The sequence below is a fragment of the Xanthobacter sp. YC-JY1 genome, from assembly GCF_021730305.1.
Classification (GTDB): domain Bacteria; phylum Pseudomonadota; class Alphaproteobacteria; order Rhizobiales; family Xanthobacteraceae; genus Xanthobacter; species Xanthobacter flavus.
The window spans coordinates 2,918,645-2,940,570 of sequence record NZ_CP032674.1; the positions used below are offsets into that span (position 1 = coordinate 2,918,645).

General features: G+C 67.0%; 14 protein-coding genes and 1 tRNA gene. 4 read left to right on the forward strand and 11 right to left on the reverse strand.

The window, feature by feature from the left end:
• Positions 1-56: 56 nt before the first annotated feature.
• The 5 genes from lon to D7006_RS13635 form a co-directional block, all read right to left on the reverse strand.
• Complete coding sequence (lon, locus tag D7006_RS13615) at positions 57-2,477, reverse strand: endopeptidase La (RefSeq protein WP_169124191.1); 2,421 nt, start codon at positions 2,475-2,477, stop codon at positions 57-59.
• A 417-nt stretch (positions 2,478-2,894) separates the two neighbouring features.
• The gene (clpX, locus tag D7006_RS13620; RefSeq protein ID WP_024278720.1) at positions 2,895-4,163 is read right to left on the reverse strand and encodes an ATP-dependent Clp protease ATP-binding subunit ClpX; all 1,269 of its coding nucleotides are present in this window, start codon (positions 4,161-4,163) and stop codon (positions 2,895-2,897) included.
• A 476-nt stretch (positions 4,164-4,639) separates the two neighbouring features.
• Positions 4,640-5,275 carry an ATP-dependent Clp endopeptidase proteolytic subunit ClpP gene (clpP, locus tag D7006_RS13625; protein ID WP_229644058.1) on the reverse strand — a complete coding sequence of 212 codons (636 nt, stop codon included), beginning with the start codon at positions 5,273-5,275 and terminating at the stop codon, positions 4,640-4,642.
• Between the two features lie 99 nt (positions 5,276-5,374).
• Positions 5,375-6,727 carry a trigger factor gene (gene tig, locus D7006_RS13630; protein WP_237353396.1) on the reverse strand — a complete coding sequence of 451 codons (1,353 nt, stop codon included), beginning with the start codon at positions 6,725-6,727 and terminating at the stop codon, positions 5,375-5,377.
• Between the two features lie 156 nt (positions 6,728-6,883).
• Positions 6,884-6,968 (reverse strand) — tRNA-Leu (locus tag D7006_RS13635).
• A gap of 455 nt (positions 6,969-7,423) precedes the next feature.
• Here D7006_RS13635 and D7006_RS13640 point away from each other — a divergent pair.
• On the forward strand, positions 7,424-8,665 hold the full coding sequence (locus D7006_RS13640; RefSeq protein WP_237353398.1) for a multicopper oxidase family protein: 1,242 nt from the start codon (positions 7,424-7,426) through the stop codon (positions 8,663-8,665).
• 131 nt (positions 8,666-8,796) lie between these two features.
• On the opposite strand, the gene D7006_RS13645 is transcribed toward D7006_RS13640, so the two are convergent.
• Positions 8,797-10,260, reverse strand: coding sequence for an NAD(P)H-hydrate dehydratase (locus tag D7006_RS13645; protein ID WP_237353400.1), 1,464 nt, complete (start codon positions 10,258-10,260; stop codon positions 8,797-8,799).
• 249 nt (positions 10,261-10,509) lie between these two features.
• On the opposite strand from D7006_RS13645, the gene D7006_RS13650 reads away from it, so the two are divergent.
• Positions 10,510-10,848 (forward strand): P-II family nitrogen regulator, encoded by a 339-nt coding sequence (locus D7006_RS13650; protein ID WP_012115561.1) that lies wholly within the window; start codon positions 10,510-10,512, stop codon positions 10,846-10,848.
• Positions 10,849-10,909: 61 nt separating this feature from the next.
• A complete protein-coding gene (gene glnA / locus D7006_RS13655) occupies positions 10,910-12,325 on the forward strand; it encodes a type I glutamate--ammonia ligase (RefSeq protein ID WP_024278715.1) in 1,416 nt (471 codons plus the stop codon).
• 93 nt (positions 12,326-12,418) lie between these two features.
• On the opposite strand, the gene D7006_RS13660 is transcribed toward glnA, so the two are convergent.
• Entirely contained in the window at positions 12,419-13,279 is an 861-nt protein-coding gene (locus tag D7006_RS13660; protein WP_237353401.1) for an RNA methyltransferase, read from the reverse strand.
• Positions 13,280-13,513: 234 nt separating this feature from the next.
• On the opposite strand from D7006_RS13660, the gene D7006_RS13665 reads away from it, so the two are divergent.
• The gene (locus tag D7006_RS13665; protein WP_169124198.1) at positions 13,514-14,728 is read left to right on the forward strand and encodes an NADP-dependent isocitrate dehydrogenase; all 1,215 of its coding nucleotides are present in this window, start codon (positions 13,514-13,516) and stop codon (positions 14,726-14,728) included.
• An 88-nt stretch (positions 14,729-14,816) separates the two neighbouring features.
• On the opposite strand, the gene D7006_RS13670 is transcribed toward D7006_RS13665, so the two are convergent.
• From D7006_RS13670 to recA, 4 genes are all read right to left on the reverse strand, one after another.
• On the reverse strand, positions 14,817-15,980 hold the full coding sequence (locus D7006_RS13670; protein WP_237353403.1) for a cyclic nucleotide-gated ion channel: 1,164 nt from the start codon (positions 15,978-15,980) through the stop codon (positions 14,817-14,819).
• 7 nt (positions 15,981-15,987) lie between these two features.
• Positions 15,988-17,730, reverse strand: coding sequence for a cation:proton antiporter (locus tag D7006_RS13675; protein WP_237353405.1), 1,743 nt, complete (start codon positions 17,728-17,730; stop codon positions 15,988-15,990).
• A gap of 190 nt (positions 17,731-17,920) precedes the next feature.
• A complete protein-coding gene (gene alaS / locus D7006_RS13680; RefSeq protein ID WP_169124201.1) occupies positions 17,921-20,572 on the reverse strand; it encodes an alanine--tRNA ligase in 2,652 nt (883 codons plus the stop codon).
• A gap of 265 nt (positions 20,573-20,837) precedes the next feature.
• Positions 20,838-21,923: a recombinase RecA gene (gene recA, locus D7006_RS13685; protein ID WP_237353406.1), complete on the reverse strand. Its 1,086-nt coding sequence runs from the start codon at positions 21,921-21,923 to the stop codon at positions 20,838-20,840.
• Positions 21,924-21,926: the final 3 nt, after the last annotated feature.

The window sequence follows — 21,926 nt, forward strand, 5'->3', positions numbered from 1 at the left end:
GTTCAGAAACTGTTGAAACAGGCCGGGTTGCGGACAATCCGGCCTGTTTTTTCGCGTCAGTGGGCGACCACGCCCGCATTGTCCTCGTCGGCGACCGGCGGGTTGTTCACCGGACGCTCTTCCCAGGTGATCGGCTCGGGCGGGCGAACCAATGCGTTGGCCAGCACCTCGTCCATGCGCGACACCGGCACGATCTCCAGCGCGTTCTTCACGTTGGCCGGGATATCCGCCAGATCCTTGGCGTTCTCCTCGGGGATCAGCACCTTCTTGATGCCGCCGCGCAGGGCCGCAAGGAGCTTCTCCTTGAGACCGCCGATGGGCAGCACCCGGCCGCGCAGGGTGATCTCGCCGGTCATCGCCACGTCGCGACGGACGGGGATGCCGGTGATGACCGACACGATGGCGGTGGCCATCGCGACGCCGGCGGACGGACCGTCCTTCGGGGTCGCCCCCTCGGGAACGTGGACGTGGATGTCGCGCCGCTCGAACAGAGGCGGCTCGATGCCGAAGTCGACTGCCCGCGAACGGACGTAGGACGCCGCCGCGGAGATGCTCTCCTTCATCACGTCACGCAGGTTGCCCGTGACCGTCATCTTGCCCTTGCCGGGCATCATGAGGCCCTCGATGGTCAGCAGCTCGCCGCCCACCTCGGTCCAGGCGAGGCCCGTGACGACACCCACCTGGTCCTCGCTCTCCACCTCGCCGTAGCGGAAGCGCGGCGCGCCGATGAAGTCCTCAAGGTTCTTGCCCGTGACCTTCACCGACTTCTTCTTGGACAGCATGAGCTCCTTCACCGCCTTGCGGGCGAGGGTGGAGATCTCACGCTCGAGGTTGCGCACGCCCGCTTCCCGCGTGTAGCGGCGAATGAGGGTGAGCAGGGCCTCGTTGTCGATGGTCCACTCCTTCTCGGTCATGCCGTGCTTCTGGAGCGAGTTGGGGATCAGGTGCTTGCGCGCGATCTCCACCTTCTCGTCTTCCGTGTAGCCGGCGATGCGGATCACCTCCATGCGGTCCAGAAGGGCCGGCGGGATGTTCAGCGTGTTCGCCGTAGTCACGAACATGACGTTCGAGAGGTCGTAATCCACCTCAAGATAGTGGTCGTTGAAGGTGTGGTTCTGCTCGGGGTCGAGAACCTCGAGCAGGGCCGAGGACGGATCGCCGCGGAAATCGGCGCCCATCTTGTCGATCTCGTCCAGCAGGAAGAGGGGGTTGGCCTTCTTCGCCTTCCGCATCGACTGGATGATCTTGCCCGGCATGGAGCCGATATAGGTCCGCCTGTGGCCACGGATCTCCGCCTCGTCGCGCACGCCGCCGAGGGCCACGCGCACGAACTCACGGCCCGTCGCCTTGGCGATGGACTTGCCGAGCGAGGTCTTGCCGACGCCGGGAGGGCCGACGAGGCACAGGATGGGCCCGGTGAGCTTGTTGGCGCGGCTCTGGACCGCCAGGTACTCGACGATGCGCTCCTTGACCTTGTCGAGGCCGTAGTGATCGCTGTCGAGGATCTCCTGGGCGTAGTTCAGATCCTTCTTGACCTTGCTCTTCACGCCCCACGGGATGGAGAGCAGCCAGTCCAGATAGTTGCGCACGACGGTGGCTTCAGCCGACATGGGCGACATCTGGCGGAGCTTCTTCAGCTCGTGCGTCGCCTTCTCGCGGGCTTCCTTGGTGAGCTTGGTCCGCTTGATGCGGTCCTCCAGCTCCTGCAGGTCGTCCTTGCCGTCCTCGTCGCCCAGCTCCTTCTGGATCGCCTTCATCTGCTCGTTCAGGTAGTACTCGCGCTGGGTCTTCTCCATCTGCCGCTTCACGCGGGTCCGGATGCGCTTCTCCACCTGGAGCACGGAGATCTCGCTCTCCATCAGGCCGAGCACCTTCTCGAGGCGATCGGGAACCTTCAGGGTCTCGAGCACGCCCTGCTTCTCGGGGATCTTCACCGCGAGATGCGAGGCGACAGTGTCGGCGAGCTTGGAGTGGTCGTCGATCTGGCTGACGACGCCGACCACCTCGGGCGACACCTTCTTGTTGAGCTTCACATAATTCTCGAACTCGGTGACCACCGAGCGCGCGAGCGCCTCGCCCTCGACGCGGTCGCCGACCTCGTCATTGAGCGTGATGGCCTCGGCCTCGTAGAGGTCGGTCCGTTCGGTATAGCGGGTCACCTGGGCGCGGCTGACGCCCTCGACCAGCACCTTCACGGTGCCGTCGGGCAGCTTCAGCAGCTGCAGCACGGTCGCGAGCGTGCCCACCGAGAAAATGGCCTCGGGGGCCGGATCGTCATCCGACGCATTCTCCTGGGTGGCGAGCAGGATGTAGGTATCGCCGCGCATAACCTCTTCGAGAGCGCGAATGGACTTTTCGCGGCCCACGAACAGGGGGACGATCATGTGGGGAAACACCACGATGTCGCGAAGCGGGAGGACCGGGAAGGTCTGGGACACTCCGGCAACGAGCGGCGGGCGCGGCTTCTGGCTCGTCATGACGCAATCCTTTCAAGAAGTGCACGCGCTGGATTTGGGCGCAGAACTGCGTTGCCGCGCGTGCACGCGGCCGGAGACGGGCGTGGATTTTCAATGCTGAAGCGGCTTGCGCCGCAGGAGGCACGAGGTCCGACCCCCGAGACCGGAACTTTCGAAAAGTAGATGGACACGCAACCTGCCCGTTTCAAGGGCACACCATTGACCTCTTTGGAGGATCGTCCCTTGCGGGCGAGCCCCCCGAGAAGAGGGCGAACCGGCGCGTCGGCCCCGGTCGTCATCTCCCGCCTCATGCCCCGGGCCCTGACCCGAACCGGGACCATCCGCCGGCCGGAACGGATCCGGGCCGGCTGAACTCCGGTCGTGTCCCGCCCTCTCCCGAAACCGCGAGGTCTGGGGAGAGGTGCGGGGCGCGACACGTCACGCACTGGCGCCCGCGTCGCCGACGCGATCGGCATAGATGTAGAGCGGGCGCGCATTCTGCTCGACGACTTCCCGGCTGATCACCACTTCCTCGACCCCTTCGAGACCGGGGAGATCGAACATGGTGTCCAGCAGGATGCCTTCCATGATGGACCGGAGGCCACGGGCGCCGGTCTTGCGCTCGATCGCCTTGCGGGCGATGGCACCGAGGGCCTCCTCGTGGATGGTGAGGTCCACGCTCTCCATCTCGAACAGCCGCTGGTACTGCTTGACCAGGGCGTTCTTCGGCTCGGAGAGGATCTTCTTCAGCGCCTCCTCGTCGAGGTCACCCAGCGTCGCCAGCACGGGCAGGCGGCCGATGAACTCGGGGATGAGGCCGTACTTCAGCAGATCCTCGGGCTCGACCTCGCGGAACACCTCGCCGGGACGACGATCCTCGGGCGGCGCCACCTTGGCCTGGAAGCCGATGGAGGTGGAGCCCTTGGAACGGGACGAGATGATCTTGTCGAGGCCGGCGAAGGCGCCGCCGCAGATGAAGAGGATGTTGGTGGTGTCCACCTGCAGGAATTCTTGCTGGGGATGCTTGCGGCCGCCCTGCGGAGGAACGGACGCGACCGTGCCTTCCATGATCTTCAGCAGGGCCTGCTGCACGCCCTCGCCCGAGACGTCGCGGGTGATGGACGGATTGTCAGATTTGCGACTGATCTTGTCGATCTCGTCGATGTAGACGATGCCGCGCTGCGCCCGCTCGACATTGTAGTCGGCAGCCTGGAGCAGCTTGAGGATGATGTTCTCCACGTCCTCGCCCACGTAACCGGCTTCGGTCAGCGTGGTGGCGTCGGCCATGGTGAACGGCACATCGAGGATGCGCGCCAGCGTCTGCGCGAGCAGCGTCTTGCCCGAGCCGGTAGGCCCGATCAGCAGGATGTTGGACTTCGCGAGTTCCACGTCGCCGTGCTTGGTGGCGTGGTTGAGACGCTTGTAGTGGTTGTGCACCGCCACGGAGAGGACCTTCTTCGCGTGGTCCTGGCCGATGACATAGTCATCGAGGACCTTGCGGATCTCCTTCGGGGTCGGGATGCCATCCCGCGACTTCACCAGAGAGGACTTCGACTCTTCCCGGATGATGTCCATGCACAACTCGACGCATTCGTCGCAGATGAACACGGTGGGTCCGGCGATGAGCTTCCTGACCTCATGCTGGCTTTTGCCGCAGAACGAGCAATAAAGCGTGTTCTTGCTGTCGCTGCCGCCGGTCTTGCTCATCTCACGTCTCCTAACGCCCTCACGAACCGGACATATGACCGGCCGTCTCGTCAGGGCCTCATATGGGGCTTGTACGAAGCAAAAACCTCGCCAAGCCCGAATGTGGTGATCAACTCGCCAAAAGCCAACCACCCTGAGGCGACGCGATCAAGGCAGGCTGGCGACATTCCCCAGACCAAGGGACGCGCCGCCGCCGACCTGAAGGTCGCGCCGTCCGCCGATCGTCTGCCCACGACCTTTCGCAAGTCTGAACCCGGAACTCATTACGAAGTCCGGGCCCCGACGGTTCATGGCCCTGAAACGCGAAGGCCCCCACCATCAGGCGGGGGCCGACTACGCGGCATCCGATGCCGGCTTAACGACATGCAAGCGCGATCTTGCACCGCACGCAAGTGGGGCAATGCGTGAACGCCGGGCGTGTTGCCCAACTATCGCAATCGCCCCGTCTGCGCTTGCGGCCAAGCTCGTGCTCGACCTCAGGCGGCCTTCACGGCCTCGTCGGTCGGGCGCTTGTCGATCACGGAATCGATGAGCCCGAACTCCTTGGCGGCTTCCGACGTCATGAAGTTGTCGCGCTCGAGGGCGTTCTCGATGGCCTCGAAGGGCTGGCCGGTATGCTTCACGTAGATTTCATTCAGCCGCTTCTTGAGGCTGAGGATTTCCTGAGCGTGGAGCATGATGTCCGTCACCTGGCCCTGGAAGCCGCCGGACGGCTGATGGACCATGATTCGGGCGTTAGGCAGCGCGAATCGCATCCCCTTCTCGCCTGCGGTCAGCAGCAGCGAGCCCATGGAGGCCGCCTGGCCGATGCAGAGCGTCGACACCGCCGGCTTGATGAACTGCATGGTGTCGTAGATGGCGAGGCCCGACGTCACCACTCCCCCGGGGGAGTTGATGTACATCGAGATTTCCTTCTTCGGGTTGTCCGCCTCGAGGAACAGCAGCTGCGCCACCGCGAGCGTGGCCATGCCGTCCTCGACCGGGCCGGTGAGGAAAAGGATGCGCTCCTTCAGGAGGCGGGAAAAGATGTCGTAGGACCGCTCGCCACGGTTGGTCTGCTCGACCACCATGGGGATCAGGTAATTCATGTAAGTATCAACAGGATCACGCATCTTAAAACCCCCAGGGGCGCATAGGGAGGGCGCGGGTAAAGGCACGCCGCTGCCGGCGTGCCGCGCGAATTCGTCGCAGGACGGATCGCGACCCGAGCCTCAGGCCGCCTTCTCGTCCTCGTCATCCTTGAAGAGCTCTTCCTTGGTGACCGTCTTCTCGGTCACGTTGGCAAGCTCCAGGAGGAAGTCGACGACCTTCTCCTCGAACAGGGGGGCGCGCACGGACGCCAGAGCCTCGGGGGTGCGGCGGTAATAGTCCCACACCTGCTGCTCCTGGCCGGGGAACTGGCGGGCCCGTTCGACCACCGCGCGCGTCACCTCGTCGTCGGAAACCTGGATATTGTTGCGCTCCCCGATTTCCGCAAGCACCAGGCCGAGGCGCACGCGGCGCTCGGCGATGCGGCGGTAGTCCTGGCGAGCCTCGTCCTCGGTGGTGCCTTCATCGACGAAGGTGCGGCCCTGGGCGGCGAGATCCTCGTTCACCCGGCTCCACACGCCGTAGAACTCCTGCTCCACGAGGCCTTCCGGCACGTCGAACTTGTGGGTCGCGTCGAGGCCGTCCAGCAGAGCGCGCTTCACCTTCTGGCGGGCGGCGCCGGCATATTCCTGCGCGATGCGGGCCTTCACGGTCTCCCGGAGCTTCTCGACACTCTCCTGGCCGAGAGTCGCGGCGAAGGCATCGTCCACCGCGATCGCACCGGGTGCGTCGACGGACTTGACGGTCACTTCGAAGGTCGCGGCCTTGCCGGCGAGTTCCTTGGCCGCGTAAGCCTCGGGGAAGTTCACGTTGAGGGTGCGGTTCTCGCCCGCCGAAGCGCCGACGAGCTGCTCCTCGAAGCCGGGGATGAAGCCCTTGGAGCCGATGAGGACGTCGATGTCCTGGCCTTCGCCGCCCTGGAACTTCTCGCCGTCCACATAGCCGGTGAAGTCGATGGTGACGCGGTCACCCTCGGCGGCCGGGCCTTCCTTGGTGGCGAAGGGGCGGTTGGCATCGGCGATGCGCTGCACCGCCTCGTCCACCTCAGCCTCGGTCACCTCGACCACGGGCTTCTCGACGGAGATGTCCTTGAAATTGCCGAGCTCGATCTTCGGCAGGATCTCCAGCTCCACGTCGTAGGCGAGGTCCTTGCCGCCATCGAGCAGGGTCTGGAACTGGGGGTCCTCTTCCGGACCCTTGATCCGGGGCTGGAGCGCCAGCTTGAAGCCGTGCTCCTCGACGATCTTGCCGTTGGTCTCGTTGACGGTCTGCTCGATGATCTCGGACATCACGGACTTGCCGTAGACGCGCTTGAGATGGGCCACGGGCACCTTGCCGGGGCGGAAGCCGTTCAGCTTCACCTGGCCCTTGAGCTCGTTGAGCCGGGCGTCGGCCCGGGCGTCGAGGTCGGCGGCGGACACCACCACACGGAAAGCGCGCTTGAGGCCCTCGGCCCCGGTCTCGGTCACCTGCATCGTCTTGCCTTCACATCCTCATCGCGCCAGGCGCGTTAACTTGAATTCAGCGCTGTCACCGGCATCCCGCGGCAATCGCCGGAGGCCGCGCGGCACGGTGGACCTGCCCCGACCGGACCACCTTGCGGCGGCCGGCGCGCGGGCTTGCGGCGGCATTGGTGCGGGCGGAGGGTTTCGAACCCCCACGACTTGCGTCACGGGAACCTAAATCCCGCGCGTCTACCAGTTCCGCCACGCCCGCGGCCCCGTCTCGCCAAAGGCCCGTCGCGCCCAAAGGCCCGTCATGCCTGCGAGGTGTCGCCGGGCACGGGGACGGCACCGAAGCGCTTGAGCGCACGACGCCTCCGGGCACAGCTCCACCGCTCGCGCACGAGGCCGCACGCGCCGTTCGGGTCGCGGCTTATATCATGCCCGTGCGGTCGCGCAGCAAGAAAATGGCGCCCGCGACCGCACGCTCCCCATCGCGCGTGCATCACGGCACGACGCCGCATCCCCGCCCGAGGAGCAGCCTGCGGAGCGTATGGCCGGCCGGCGGAAGATTGTATGCCGCCAAGCTTTCGCTCGCAGATGAGATCAAAGGAGGTGCCGCGTCGACGGAGCAGTCCGTGCAGCGGCGCTGGGGAACGCTTGAGCAAAGCCGCTTGCCCTTTTTCCGGCCGCGTAACATGGTCCACCCACCCCGCCAGGAGATGCCGCGTGAGCCCGTCGATTCCCTCTCGTCGCAACGTTCTCAAGGGGGCTGCGGCCCTGTCGTTCGCCGGCGCTGCCGGTGCCCTGTTGCCGGACTGGGCGTTGGCGCAGGGCCAAGGCGCCGGCCCCGTCTCGCTCACGGCCACGGAAGGCACCCGGCCGGCCATCGCCGGTCAGGGCAACCTTGCGCTCTTCAACGATTCTCTGCCGGGCCCCGTGCTGCGGGTGACGAAGGGGAGTGAACTTCAGGTCCAGTTCGCCAATGCGCTCAAGGAGAGCGTGGGCCTGACGTGGCAGGGCGTGCGGTTGCCGACCGATGCCGCCACTTCCGCCTCCGCGGCCGTCGCTGGCGGGCAGAACAAGCTGATCCGGCTCACGCCCAAGGATGCCGGCACCTTCTGGTACCACGCCACGTCCCCGGCCCTCGCCCGCCGCGCGCTCTCCGGCGCGCTCATCGTGGCCGAGCCCGGCACGCCAGCCTACGCCTCCGACAACCTGCTGTTCATCCAGTCGTTTCCGCCCGAGAGCGGGGTGCCGATCTTCCCGGTGAACGGCGAGTTCTCGCCGACATTTCAGGGTCCCGCCAGCGGACGCAGCCGGCTGCGGCTCGTGAACGCCACGCCCCTGTTCCTCCGCCTGCGGCTGAAGGGCCCGGCCGCTTACGCCATTGCCATCGACGGGCAGCCGGTCGCCCAGCCGTTCGAACTGAAGGACGGCCGCCTCCAGATGCCGCCGGGCGGGCGGGTGGATGTCGCCGCGACCATCGACGACGCGGATGCCACCATCATCGAGATCGAGACATCGCAGGAGCCGATCCGGCTCGCGGTGGTGACGCCGGTCGGGCCCGCAGGCCCCCTGCCCTCCGGCCCGCCCGCGCCGCTCCCGCCAAACGATTTGCCGGCTGACATTCCGCTGAAGGATGCCGTTCGCGTCGAGCTGCCCATCGGAGGGAAGAGCGGCGCCTCCACCTCGCTCGGCACCGTGAAGTCAGGCAAGGCAATGGTTCTGACCCTCACCAACAGCCTCGATGCTCCGGTGTCGGTCCATGTCGCCGGCCACGCGGTGCGGCTGCTCGACGGCCTCGACGATGGCTGGAAGCCGTGGTGGCACGACACAGTTCCTGTGCCGGCTAAAGCGACAGTAAGGGTGGCCCTTCTGGCCCAGACGACCGGGACGTGGAGCGTTACGGCGCAGCGGGGCGGCGATGGCGAGGTCGTCGCCTCGGCGACGTATCAGGTCACGGCCTGACCGGTTTTTCCCGCCGAATCAGAGACCTATGCGGCCGGAACCGCCCGGCCGCCCGGCGCATAGGCCCCGCTGGGGCGCGTGACGACGTGGCCCGCCAGACGAAGATGTCGACTTTGATTCGCTTGCGCGCGTCAAGCTTTTTCGATGGCAGCGTATAGCCGGCTATAGACCCCTCTCAAAGCCTCTGGCAGATCGTCCGCGATAAGCCCCGGCCCGGCCTCCCGGGCTGCCTCTCCGTGCAGCCAGACGGCGGCGCACGCCGCCTCGAAGGGCGGCATGCCCTGTGCCAGCAGGCCGCCGGCGATACCCGCCAGTACATCCCCTGCCCCAGCTGTCGCCAGGTAGGGCGGCGCATTCTCGGCGATGGCGGCTCGGCCGTCGGGATGGGCGATCACCGTGTCCGCCCCCTTCAGCACCACCACGGCCCCGAGCCTGCGCGCGGCGGCGCGGGTGCGGGCGAGCTTGGAGGGTGCCCCGAGAACATCGCCGTCGCCATGGAACATGCGGGCGAATTCACCCTCGTGGGGGGTGACGATGAGGCCGGCGCTGGATGCCGCCACTGCTGCGAGCGCCCAGGGCACGCCCTCGTAGCTGGTCAGCGCATCGGCATCGAGCACCAGGCGGCGGCCGGGGGCGGCCACGTCGATCTTGCAGCGGGCCTCCGCTCCACTGCCGAGGCCCGGTCCCAGCACCACCGTGTTCAGGCGCCGGTCTGCCAGCAACTCCGCCAGCTCCCCTGCCCCATCCACCGGGCGCGGCATGATGGCGGCATAAGAGGCCGCCTGCAGCGGCAGGGCCTCCCGCGGCAGGGCGATGGTGACGAGCCCGGCGCCGGCCCGCAGCGCGCCGCGCGCGGAAAGCCGAGCGGCGCCGGAGGTCCAGGCCGGGCCGCTCACCACCACCGCATGGCCGCGGGAATATTTGTGTCCGCCGGCGGTAGGGACAGGAAAGGCATCCCGCCAGAGGGCCGGCATGTCGACGAACGTCTGCGGGCGAATCGCGTCCAGCGCCTCATCGGGAATGCCGATGTCGGCGACCCGCACCCGCCCGCACAGGCTGCGCCCCGGCTCCAGCAGATGCCCCGGCTTGCGGCGAAAGAAGGTGACCGTCTCCACGGCCTGCGCCGCCGCGCCGCGCACCTTGCCGGTGGCGCCGTCCAGCCCCGAAGGCAGGTCCACGGCGACGATGGGCTTGCCGGACTGCGCCATGCGCTCCACCAGCGCCCGCGCCGCGCCGTCGAGGTCACGGGCGAGGCCGGCGCCGAACAGGGCATCCACGATCACCCCCGCCTCATCGAGATCGACGGCGGCCGGCTCCTCCACCGCCCCGCGCCAGCGCTCGGCGGCGCGGCGGGCATCGCCGGTCAGCTTGTCCCTGTCGCCCAGCAGCGCGAGGCGCACCTTGAAGCCCCGCTGCGCCAGCACCCGCGCCGCGACGAATCCGTCGCCACCGTTATTGCCCGGACCGCAGAGCACGAGGATGCGCGTGGGATAGGGGTAGCGGGCGACCGCATCGGCCACGGCGGTGCCGGCGCGGTCCATCAGCGTCATGGACGGCGTGCCCATTTCGACGGCGAATTTGTCCGCGCGCGCCATTTCATTCGGATCAAGCAGTGCGTGCACCGATGCCCCCGTCCTCAGATGCTCAGATCATGCTCATGTCGGCGAACTGAAAACCGGCATATAAGCTCAATAATTCATCACGCAGATCAAGAACTAGGCATTGCGCCCGACCCGACTTGCTTGTCTTCTGCATGGGCAAATGACCCAAGGCATGGCACATATCATGCTTACAAAAGGCGTCTCGACCGTGCGGCGGCGGATCGGGTCAGGGAGACGGAGCGGATGAAGAAGATCGAGGCAATCATCAAGCCCTTCAAGCTCGATGAGGTGAAGGAAGCCCTTCAGGACGTCGGCCTGCAAGGCATTACGGTTACGGAGGCCAAGGGATTCGGCCGCCAGAAGGGCCATACCGAGCTCTACCGCGGTGCCGAATATGTGGTCGATTTCCTGCCGAAGGTGAAAATCGAGGTTGTCCTCTCCGACGATATGGTAGATCGAGCCGTCGATGCCATTCGCCGTGCGGCCCAGACCGGGCGGATCGGAGACGGGAAGATCTTCGTGTCGTCCATCGAAGAGGCGATCCGTATCCGGACCGGCGAATCCGGCCTCGACGCGATCTGACGCGTCCAAAACAAATCGTCCAAGAAACGAACTGCAGGCCAGCAGAAAGGTAGCAAACCCCATGACGACCAAGACGGCCAAGGACGTCCTCGATCTCATCAAGAGCGAGGACGTGAAATATGTCGACCTGCGCTTCACCGATCCGCGCGGCAAGTGGCAGCATGTCACGTTCGACATCAGCATGGTCGACGAGGAATTCCTGACCGAAGGCACCGCCTTCGACGGTTCGTCCATCGCCGGCTGGAAGGCCATCAACGAGTCCGACATGCTGCTCATGCCGGATCCGACGACCACCTGCATCGACCCCTTCTTCTCGGAGACCACGCTCTCCATCGTCTGCGACGTGCTTGAGCCCACCACGGGCCAGCCCTACGGCCGCGACCCGCGCTCCATCGCCCGGAAGGCCGAGGCCTATGCCAAGTCCACCGGCGTGGGCGACGCGGTGTATTTCGGCCCCGAGGCCGAGTTCTTCATCTTCGACGACGTGCGCTTCAAGGCGGACCCGTACAACACCGGCTTCAAGCTCGACTCCATCGAGCTGCCGACCAACGGCGACACCGAGTATGAGGGCGGCAACCTCGGCCACCGCGTGAAGACCAAGGGCGGCTACTTCCCCGTGCCCCCCATCGACTCGGCGCAGGACATGCGCTCCGAGATGCTGGCCGCCATGGCCAAGATGGGCGCCAAGGTGGAGAAGCACCACCACGAGGTGGCCTCCGCCCAGCACGAGCTCGGCCTCAAGTTCGGCTCGCTCGTGACGATGGCCGACCACCTGCAGGTCTACAAGTACTGCATCCACCAGGTGGCCAACATCTACGGCAAGACGGCGACCTTCATGCCGAAGCCGGTGTTCGGCGACAACGGCTCGGGCATGCACGTGCACCAGTCGATCTGGAAGGAGGGCAAGCCCCTCTTCGCCGGCGACAAGTATGCCGATCTCTCCGAGTACTGCCTGTGGTACATCGGCGGCATCATCAAGCACGCCAAGTCGCTGAACGCCTTCACCAACCCGCTGACCAACTCCTACAAGCGTTTGGTCCCGGGCTATGAGGCCCCCGTGCTGCTCGCCTACTCGGCGCGCAACCGCTCGGCCTCCTGCCGCATCCCCTACACCAACAACCCGAAGGCCAAGCGCGTCGAGGTTCGCTTCCCCGATCCCGGCGCGAACCCCTACCTCGCCTTCGCGGCCCTGTTCATGGCGGGCATGGACGGCATCCTGAACCGGATCGACCCCGGCCAGGCCATGGACAAGGATCTCTACGACCTGCCCCCGGCCGAGCTGAAGCAGATCCCGACCGTCTGCGGCTCGCTCCGCGAGGCGCTTGCCTCCCTCGAGGCGGACCACGAGTATCTGCTGAAGGGCGACGTGTTCCAGAAGGACTTCATCGAGTCCTACATCGACCTGAAGATGGCCGAGGTGATGCGCTTCGAGATGACGCCGCACCCGGTCGAGTTCGAGATGTACTACTCGGTCTGATCGACCTTCATCCCAAAGCAGAACGGGCGCCCTTCGGGGCGCCCGTTTTCGTTTGTGGCGGTGTCTTGCGCCCGTCCGGCTCGGTCGCCCGGCTCAGCCAGCGTCGCCGCCCTCGCCACTCCCTGCCGACCCGCCACCCGTCTTGCGGGCAGCAGCGCGGGCGTTGTTCTCGGCCTTGCGGGCCTCGCGCCCTTCCCTGCCCTCTTCCAGCGCCGTCACCGCCCCATGCAGGGTGGCGAGGTCCTGCCGGGTGAGACCCAGCCGGTGGAAAATGTTGCGCAGGTTGCGGATGGTGGAGGGTGCCTTCTCCGGCGAGCGGAAGAAGCCGGAGGTCTGCAGCGCCGTCTCCAGATGGTCGAAGAAGGCGAAGAGATCGCCCTTGTCGGCGAGCGGCGAGCGATCCGGCGGGGCGAACGGCAGGGCGCCGCCGCTTTCCGCCTTCGACCACTCATAGCCCGCGACCGCGACGCAGGTGGCGAGGTTCAGCGAGGCGAAGGCCGGGTTCACCGGAAGGGTGAGGATGGCATCGCACAGCGATACCTCCTCCGTATAGAGGCCGGTGCGCTCGCGGCCGAACACCAGCGCCACCTCCTCGCCGGCGGCCATACGGCTGCGGGCCTCCGCCGTGGCCTCATCCGCCCCGACCACCCGCTTCGCCATGCCGCGCTCGCGAGCGGTGGTGGCGAAGGCGAACTTCACGTCGTGCAGCGCCGCGCGCAGGTCCGGGAAGAGCTGCGCCTCGTCGAGAATGCGGTCGGCCCCGGCGGCGAAGGTGCGCGCCCGGTCGTTCGGCCAACCCTGGCGCGGGTTCACGATGCGCAGGCGCGACAGGCCGAAATTGCCCATGGCGCGCGCCGCCGAGCCGATATTGTCCCCAAGTTGCGGCTCCACCAGGATGATGAGCGGCCCCCCCGCCGTCCACGGCTTGGTGCTGTCGGTACCCGAACCCGGCATGTGGTCTCCCTTGTCGGCGCCTTGGTCGCACACGGCGCCCGGACGTGTCGATACCCGGACGAAAGGCGGGCCCCGCGTGGGAAACGATCTCACGGCATTAGCCGGGTTTCCGTCTTGCGCCGCACTGCACCGGTGCTATAGCGGCCCGTGCCGGAGGCCGGTGGCGCCGCAATGCAGCGCCATCGCCTCCCCCGCTTTACCAAGGCTCATTGAGCAGTCGCGAAAGGCCGTCCCATGGCGAAGATCAAGGTGGCAAATCCGGTCGTCGAGCTCGACGGCGACGAGATGACCCGGATCATCTGGCAGTACATCAAGGACAAGCTGATCCACCCCTATCTCGACCTCGACCTCGAATATTACGACCTTTCCGTCGAGAACCGCGACGCCACCAACGATCAGGTCACGATCGCCGCCGCCGAGGCCATCAAGAAGCACGGCGTGGGCGTGAAGTGCGCCACCATCACGCCGGACGAGGCCCGCGTGAAGGAATTCAACCTCAAGGAAATGTGGAAGTCGCCCAACGGCACCATCCGCAACATCCTTGGCGGCGTGATCTTCCGCGAGCCCATCATCTGCAAGAACGTGCCGCGCCTGGTGCCGGGCTGGACCCAGCCCATCGTCGTCGGCCGTCACGCCTTCGGCGACCAGTATCGCGCCACCGACTTCAAGGTGCCCGGCAAGGGCAAGCTGACCATCTCCTTCGTGGGCGAGGACGGCACGAAGATCGACAAGGAAGTCTACAGCTTCCCCGGCGCCGGCGTGGCCATGGCCATGTACAACCTCGACGAGTCGATCCGCGAGTTCGCCCGCGCCTCGCTCAATTACGGCCTGCTGCGCAACTATCCCGTCTACCTCTCCACCAAGAACACGATCCTCAAGGCCTATGACGGCCGCTTCAAGGACATCTTCCAGGAAGTCTACGAGGCCGAGTTCAAGGCCGAGTTCGACAAGCGCGGCCTCACCTACGAGCACCGCCTCATCGACGACATGGTGGCCTCGGCCCTCAAGTGGTCGGGCGGCTATGTGTGGGCCTGCAAGAACTACGACGGCGACGTGCAGTCCGACATCGTGGCCCAGGGCTTCGGCTCGCTCGGCCTGATGACCTCGGTGCTGATGACGCCCGATGGCAAGACGGTGGAGGCGGAAGCCGCCCACGGCACCGTCACCCGCCACTATCGCGAGCACCAGAAGGGCAAGGAGACCTCCACCAACTCCATCGCCTCCATCTTCGCCTGGACCCGCGGCCTCGCCCATCGTGCCAAGCTCGACGGCAACGAGGAACTCGCCAAGTTCGCCGCAACGCTGGAGAAGGTGTGCGTGGACACGGTCGAGGCCGGCGACATGACCAAGGACCTCGCGCTCCTCGTCGGCGCCGACCAGAAGTGGCTCTCCACCACCGGCTTCCTGGACAAGGTGTCGGAGAACCTCACCAAGGCCATGGCGGCCTGAGGCACACGACATTTGGCGGCAGCCCAGGCCGCCGCCGCAATCCCGAAGGGGCCGCCATGCGCGGCCCCTTTTCTTTTGGCGGGAAAGGTCAGGCGGCCGGAGCGTCGCCCTCGGGCCTCACGTCCGGATGGAGTTCCGAAAGCCGGCCGATCACGTCGGGATGGCGCAAGGCGAGCATGTACAGCTCGTTTTCCTCGATGGAGAGGATCTTGGTCTTCGCGACCGCCCGTACCGCCACCGGATCGGGCTTCGTGTGACCCGGCAGAAGCCCGAACACCTCGCCCGGCCCCAGCGTGCGGACCCCGTCGGTCCCCTCCATCTCCACCTTTCCCTCCAGCACCACGAACAGGTGCGCCGCCTCCTCGCCCCGCCGCACCACATGATGGCCGCGGTCGAAGCTGCGGGAGTGCAAAACCGGCAGGATGTCGCCCAGCACGGGCGCTTCGAGGTCGGAAAAGGGAGGCAGCCGGGCGATCATGGAGAAGGTGACGACGAAATTGTGCTTCGAGATCACCTCGGCAAAGGAGCCGGCGATAATGGCGATGGGCAGCGCCAGCATCATCAGGCCGGAAATCATGGTGATGCCGCCGATGAGCCGGCCGAGATTGGTCACCGGCACCACGTCGCCATAACCCACCGTGGTCAGCGTCGTGATCGCCCACCACATGGCGAGCGGGATGGAGCCGAACTTGTCCGGCTGAACATTGCGCTCCGTGAGATACATGGCGGTGGCCGACATGAGCACGCCGGAGCACAGGATGATGAGGCAGGAGAGCAGCGCATAGCGCTCGCGCTTGATGGCGAGATAGAGCGCGTTGAAGCCGGAGGAATAGCGCGCGAGCTTCAGGAAACGCACGAGGCGCAGCACCAGCAAAGCGTGGGGATCGAAATCGGTCGCCAGCGCCACGAACCACGGCAGGATGGCGATGAGGTCGATCAGCGCCGGAACGGTCAAGGCGTAGCTGAGGCGCGCGCGGGTGTTCGACATGCTGCGCCTGAGCGGATGCTCCGGCGCCACCCACAGGCGGAAGCCGTATTCCACCGTGAAGATGAGCAGCGCGGTGAATTCGCCGATCTTGAACCACCACGCGTCGCGGATTTCCAGGGATTGCACGGTCGCCAGCACGGCGCCGGTCACCGACAGCAGCACCATTCCGATCAGGAAATAATGGACGAAGTCCGCCGTGCGGTCGCCGGGAAGGTCTCGCTCCAGGATGTCGAACACACGCCGCCGGGCCGATTGCTCCTTCATCTCGTCCTCAAATCCCCTGCCCGCTTTGGCTTCGCGCGCCACCGAGCGCTGTCTCGATGCGGGCTCGGGCGCGCTCGGTGCGCGCCGCCACCACCTCGTCCGGCAAACCAAGCTGCGTCAAGAGGCGCGCGGCGAGCTGCAGGCTCGCCTCCTGCGCCTCCGGTATCACGCCTGATACCCCGAGCGCCGACAGCCGGTGAGCATGCTCGGTATCCTTCGCGCGAGCGATGATCGCCGCGTCCGGCCAGTGCTGGCGCACGGCACCCGCCATGCGCTCGGCCGCGTTGGGGGCATCGAGGGTCACCACGAACACGGTGGCGCGCTCGGCACCCAGGCGCTCGAGCATCTCCGCGCGCCCGGCATCCCCGAAATAGACCGGCAGGCCTTCGACCCGCGCCTCGGCCACGCGGCGGGGATCGTTGTCGAGCGCCACATAAGCGACGCCCTCTTCCTCCAACGCGTCCGCCACCATGCGGCCCACCCGCCCGAAGCCGCCGATGACCACATGGCCCTCAGCGCTGCTCTGCACCGGCGCGGCGAGGTTGTCGTTGAGGCGGGCATCCAGCGTCCGCCCCAGCCGCCGGCCCAGCCGCGCAAGGAACGGCGTTGCCGCGAGGCTTAGGCCCACCATGGCGATGAGGACGCCAGCATCGGCCCGCGGCAGCGCGCCGCTCGCCGCCAGAAGCGCCAGCACCACGAGGGCGAATTCCCCGGTTTGCGCCAGCAGCACCGCCGCCTCCGCCGCCGCCGGTGGCGCAACTTTCATCAGGCGGCCGGCGGCATAGGTGAACACGACCTTCACGGCGAGGATGCAGGCGACGCCGCCCAGCACCCAGCCGAGCCGGGGCAGCACCACGGCGAAATCGACGCTCATGCCCACGGTGACGAAGAACACGCCGATGAGCAGGCCCTTGAACGGCTCCAGATCCACCTCGATCTGGTGACGGTAGGCCGTCTCCGACAGCAGCATCCCGGCAAGGAAGGCGCCGAGCGCGCTGGAGAGACCCGCCCGATGGGTGACCGCGGCGGAGCCCACCACCACCACCAGCGTGATCGCCATGATGAGATCGCGCGAGCGCGTGGAGGCGGCAGCCGCGACCAGAGGCGCCAGCACGAAGCGTCCCGCCACCAGGATCAGCGCCACGGCGCCCACCGCCTTGACGAGCGCGAGGGCGGCCAGCGTCAGCACGTCCGGCGCATTGCCGGTGAGAAGCTCCGCCGCCAGGAGGATGGGCACCACCATCAGGTCCTGAAACAGCAGGACGGCGATGACGAGCTGGCCGAGCGGGGCAAGGGCACGGTGCTGGTCGATGAGCAGCTGGCTCACGACCGCCGTCGATGAAAGGGCGAGCGCCGAGCCCAGCACCAGAGCCACACCCGGCGGGTATCCGACGAGCACCGCCCCCAGCGCCAGCGGGACACCACAAAACACCACCTGCAGGCAGCCGACGCCGAACACCTCGCGCCGCAGCGCCCACAGGCGCGCGGTGGAGAATTCAAGCCCCAGCAGAAACAGCAAGAAGACGATGCCGAGTTCGCCGAACGGCGCCGCCCGTTCGGGACTGGAAATGGTGACGAAGCGGACCAGCGGCAGCGTATCGGCCAGGCGCCCGAGCCCGTGCGGGCCGACGAGCGCTCCCACGGCGATGAAACCCACCACGGCGCCGATACGGGCGCGGTGAAAGAGCGGCACCAGCACCCCGGCGGCGAGGAGATAGACGAACGCATCCTTCAGGAAGCTGTCGTTCACCGCACCGCCACTCCGCTGCCTTCCGCCGGCGCCCCCACCCCTGTGTGGCAAGAAGGAATGACGCTGCGCAAGGGGCTTACGTCAAATCCACCCCGAACGCGTCAGATAAAACGCGCCTGAGCGCTACCCGGGCCGAACCGGGCGGCCGCAGTGTCGCGGACGCCGTCAGGTTGCAAGACCGCCTCGCGGGTCAACCCGCGAGGGCGGCCTCAATGGCGGAGAGGGCCGCGTCGGCCTTGTCGCCGTCGGGTCCGCCGGCCTGGGCCATGTCGGGACGGCCACCGCCGCCCTTGCCGCCCAGCGCCTCGGCGCCCCGACGGACCAAAGCAACGGCATCGACGCGGGCGGTGAGGTCGGCGGTGACACCCACCACGATGCCGGCCTTGCCGTCGGACGTGACGCCGACGATGGCGACGACGCCCGAGCCGATCTGCTTCTTGCCCTCGTCCACCAGGCCCTTGAGATCCTTGATCTCGATGCCTTCCACCTGACGCGCCAGGAGCTTGATGTCGCCAACCGTGCGCACGGCGTCGCCCGAGCCCTGGTTGCCGCCCATGGCGAGCTTCTTGCGGGTCTCGGCCAGCTCACGCTCCAGCTTGCGCCGCTCCTCCACGAGGGCGGCGACGCGCGCCTCCACCTCGGCCACCGGCGCCTTGAGCGTGGAGGCGGTGGCAATGAGGGCGGCGCTCGCGCCGTTGAGATGCTTGCGGGCCGCGCGGGCGGTCAGCGCCTCGATGCGACGGACGCCGGACGCCACCGCGCCCTCGGAGACCACGGAGATGAGGCCGATGTCGCCGGTGCGCTTCACATGGGTGCCGCCGCACAGCTCCACCGAGTAGGGCGCTCCGTTGCCGTCGTCCGTCCCCATGGAGACGACGCGCACCTCCTCGCCATACTTCTCGCCGAACAAAGCGCGGGCGCCGGACTTGATGGCGTCGTCCACCGCGAGGATGCGCGTCTCCACCGGCTCATTACGCAGCACGAAGCGGTTGGCGATCTCCTCAACCTCCGCCACCTCGGCCTCGCTGAGGGGCTTGGGATGGGAGAAATCGAAGCGCAGGCGGTCGGGGGCGACCAGCGAGCCCTTCTGCGCCACATGCTCGCCGAGCACCCGGCGCAGCGCCTCGTGCAGGAGATGGGTGGCGGAATGGTTGGCGCGCACGGCGGCGCGGCGATCATGCTCCACCTCCAGCACCAGGGCGGTGCCGGGCTTGAGCGTGCCGCTCTCGACCTTCACATCGTGCAGGAACAGGTCGCCCAGCTTCTTCTGGGTCGCGCGCACCTCCGCGACGATGCCGCCCTCGCCGGTCATGCGGCCGGTGTCGCCCACCTGACCACCGGATTCGGCGTAGAAAGGCGTCTGGTTGAGCACCACGAGGCCGGTCTCGCCGGCATTGAGGGCCGCAACCTCGGCGCCGTCGCGCACGAGGGCGGTGACCACGCCTTCCGCCTTCTCGGTATCGTAGCCGAGGAAGTCGGTGGCGCCGACCTTGTCGCGCACCGCGAACCACAGCGTGTCGGTCGCCGCCTCGCCGGAGCCGGCCCAGTTGGCGCGGGCCTCCGCCTTCTGACGAGCCATGGCGGCGTCGAACGCGTCGGTGTCGACGCTGATGCCGCGGGCGCGCAGGGCGTCCTGGGTCAGATCGAGAGGAAAGCCGTAGGTGTCGTAGAGCTTAAATGCCACCTCGCCGGGGAAGCTCGCGCCGGAGACGAGGCCCTGGCTCTCCTCTTCGAGGATGGAGAGGCCGCGCTCGAGCGTGCGGCGGAAGCGGGTCTCCTCGAGCAGCAGCGTCTCTTCGGCCAGCGGCTCGGCGCGCACGATCTCGGGATAGGCCCGGCCCATCTCGCGCACCAGAATGGGCACGAGGCGGTGCATCAGGGGATCCTTGGCACCGAGCAGCTGCGCGTGGCGCATGGCGCGGCGCATGATGCGGCGCAGGACGTAGCCGCGGCCCTCATTGGAGGGCAGCACGCCGTCGGCGGTGAGGAAGACCGACGCGCGCAGGTGATCGGCGATCACCCGGTGGCTCGCCTTCTGCGGACCCTCGGGATCGACGCCGGTGAATTCCGCGACCTCGGCGATGAGGGCGCGCATGAGGTCGGTTTCGTAATTGTCGTGGGTGCCCTGCAGCACCGCCGAGATGCGCTCGAGGCCCATGCCGGTGTCGATGGACGGCCGCGGCAGGCCGACGCGCTCGCCGCCCGGCAGCTGCTCATACTGCATGAACACGAGATTCCAGATCTCGATAAAGCGGTCGCCGTCCTGGTCCGCCGAGCCGGGCGGGCCACCGAAGATGTGGGGGCCGTGGTCGAAGAAGATTTCCGAGCAGGGGCCGCACGGGCCGGTGTCGCCCATGGACCAGAAATTGTCCGAGGACGCGATGCGGATGATGCGGTCGTCGGAAAGCCCGGCGATCTTCTTCCACAGGCCGTAGGCTTCTTCGTCCTCGCTGTAGACGGTGACGAGCAGGCGGTCCTTCGGCAATTCGAAGGTGCGGGTCACGAGGTTCCAGGCGAGCTCGATCGCGCGATCCTTGAAATAGTCGCCGAACGAGAAATTGCCGAGCATCTCGAAGAAGGTGTGGTGCCGCGCGGTGTAGCCCACATTGTCGAGGTCGTTGTGCTTGCCGCCGGCCCTGACGCACTTCTGCGACGTCACCGCCCGCGAATAGGGCCGCTTCTCGACGCCGGTGAAGACGTTCTTGAACTGCACCATGCCCGCATTGGTGAACATGAGCGTGGGGTCGTTATGCGGCACGAGGGGCGACGAGGCGACGGCCTCGTGGCCCTCCTTGACGAAGTAGTCGATGAAGCTCGACCGGATCTCGTTGACGCCGCTCATGTGCCGGCACTGTCCCTCGGAGGCCGGGCCTTGCGGCCGCCGGCTCTGGTGATCGCTGCGCGCGCCAGCGCCTTGGGCCGAGCTTGGGGCCATCCCTCGGGCGTCGCGCGGTTCCCTCGGCCGACGCGGCCGGCGGAACCGGGTTCGTTTAACGATGGGCCCGCCACTTGTCCAGAAACGCGAGGCAGCAAAGGCAGAGCGGGCGGAGCCTTGCCGGCACCGCCCGCTCTAAAAGGCTGTCAGGACCACGTCCGGGGCTGACGCATCACGCGTCGGCTTCCGACCCCTCGGCATCCTCTTCCGGATCGCCGGCGAGAATCTTCTCGGCGATGAGGCCGGCATTCTGGCGGATGGCCGCCTCGATGCGCGCCGCCACCTCCTGGTTCTGCTTCAGGAAGGTCTTCGCATTCTCGCGGCCCTGGCCGAGGCGCTGGCTGTCGTGGGAGAACCAGGCGCCGGACTTCTCAACCACGCCGGCCTTGACGCCGAGATCGAGCAGTTCGCCGGTCTTGGAGACGCCCTCGCCATACATGATGTCGAACTCGACCTGCTTGAAGGGCGGGGCCAGCTTGTTCTTCACCACCTTCACGCGGGTCTGGTTGCCCACCACCTCGTCGCGCTCCTTGATGGCGCCGATGCGGCGGATGTCGAGGCGGATCGAGGCGTAGAACTTCAGCGCGTTGCCGCCCGTGGTGGTCTCCGGCGAGCCGTACATCACGCCGATCTTCATCCGGATCTGGTTGATGAAGATGACCATGGTGTTGGACTTGGAGATGGAGGCGGTGAGCTTGCGCAGCGCCTGGCTCATGAGCCGCGCCTGCAGGCCGGGCTGGTTGTCGCCCATCTCGCCATCGAGCTCAGCCCGGGGGGTCAGGGCAGCAACCGAATCCACCACCAGCACGTCGACGGCGCCGGAGCGCACCAGCGTGTCGGCGATCTCCAGCGCCTGCTCGCCGGCGTCGGGCTGGGAGATCAGCAGATCGTCGAGGTTCACGCCCAGCTTGCGGGCATAGATCGGGTCCAGCGCATGCTCGGCGTCGATGAAGGCACAGGTGCCGCCGCGCTTCTGGGATTCGGCGATGGTGTGAAGCGCGAGCGTGGTCTTGCCCGACGATTCGGGGCCGTAAATCTCCACGACGCGCCCCTTGGGCAGGCCGCCGATGCCCAGCGCGATATCGAGTCCCAACGAGCCGGTGGGAATGCTCTCGATCTCCAAGGCCTTGCCGCCCTTGCCGAGCCGCATGATGGAGCCTTTGCCGAAATGCCGTTCGATCTGCGAGAGCGCGGCATCCAGCGCCTTGGTCTTGTCCATGGAAGAACCTTCGACGAGTCGGAGTGTTGCCTGAGTCATCGC